Raw genomic sequence first — 1,500 nt, 5'->3', positions numbered from 1 at the left:
ACAAGGCCTAAAAACAATGTTTAATGAATATCCAGAATCATTATATTTATCTGATGATTTTAGAGATGAATGCCAAATAATTATGCAAAAATTTTATAGATAACTATCTTCGATTAGAACAATATCAACAAAGAAAATATATAAAATAATTTATGGATAATCTCTATGATTTATAGAATTTCTATTGGCAATAAAAAACAAACCAGAATTAATCGTATTATCGGTTATGATTTTGGTTATTATGATGTTAATTATACCGTTGCCAACTTATATTGTAGACTTTCTTATTGGGCTCAATATTACTATTTCTTTACTTATCTTCATGAGTTCATTTTATATTACTCGTATATTGAACTTTATGACGTTTCCTGCATTATTGCTTATTACGACACTTTTTAGGCTTGCTCTTTCTATTAGTACAAGTCGATTAATATTATTAGATGCTGATGCTGGGGAAATAATTACTTCATTTGGTGAGTTTGTTATTGGTGAAAATCTCGTCGTTGGTTTTGTTGTTTTCTCTATCGTCACCATCGTACAATTTTTAGTTATTACGAAAGGTTCAGAACGAGTTGCAGAAGTTGCTGCTCGTTTTTCTTTGGATGGAATGCCAGGAAAACAGATGAGCATCGATGCAGATTTAAAATCAGGCATCATTAATAACGAAGAAGTGAAAATAAGAAGGAAAGAACTAGGGCAAGAAAGTCAGTTATATGGTTCTTTTGATGGGGCAATGAAGTTTATTAAAGGTGATGCAATTGCTGGTATTGTGATTATCTTTGTTAACTTAATTGGCGGGATCTCTGTTGGTATGGCACAAATGGATCTCTCCATTACAGAGGCACTACATACGTATACGCTTTTAACTATTGGTGATGGGCTAGTTGCTCAAATCCCGGCATTACTGATTTCTATTAGTGCTGGTTTTATTGTCACTCGTGTTGGCGGTGAGAATAGCAATCTTGGTTTTAGTATTATGAATGAGCTACTTGCTCAAGATTTTGCTTTACTAGTGACAGCGATCCTCGCTTTTATCATTGGTTTTTTACCTGGATTTCCAACCCCCGTATTTCTTATTCTGTCTGTTTTATTAGGGGGATATTTCTTTAAAAAGCAATGGAAAGTAAATAAAAAAGAAGTGATAAAGGATAATCAAAAAGATAAGAGTGAAGATCGTGATTCAGATTCAGATAGTAAAAAAGGACTTATTTCAAATCTATTTTCAAATAAAAATGAGTTAGAATCTGAGAATAGCTTATTAAAAGAAGATATTACATTATCTCAAGCAGAAACATTAACCTTTAATTATTACTGTCTCTTCTAAGAAAAAGATATATCTTTCAAAACTGGTTTTTGAAAAGTGGTTAAAAAAAGAATTTATTTTACAATATGGTGTATTACTTCCTGATATTATTATTCATTATTCAGATAATATTGATAATGATAAAATCATCATTTTAATAAATGAAGTTAAGGCTGATGAGTTTGATTGCCCTTTCC

The 1,500-nt window shown here is 30.7% G+C and carries 1 pseudogene; it reads left to right on the top strand.

Annotated features, from left to right (window positions below):
* Positions 1-226: 226 nt before the first annotated feature.
* Positions 227-1,500 (top strand): annotated as a pseudogene (locus tag BHE89_RS17065) (FHIPEP family type III secretion protein); the annotation flags it as partial.

Source organism: Shigella sp. FC1967, assembly GCF_001743005.1.
Lineage (GTDB): Bacteria > Pseudomonadota > Gammaproteobacteria > Enterobacterales > Enterobacteriaceae > Proteus.
This window is presented reverse-complemented; position numbering and strand designations above follow the sequence as displayed.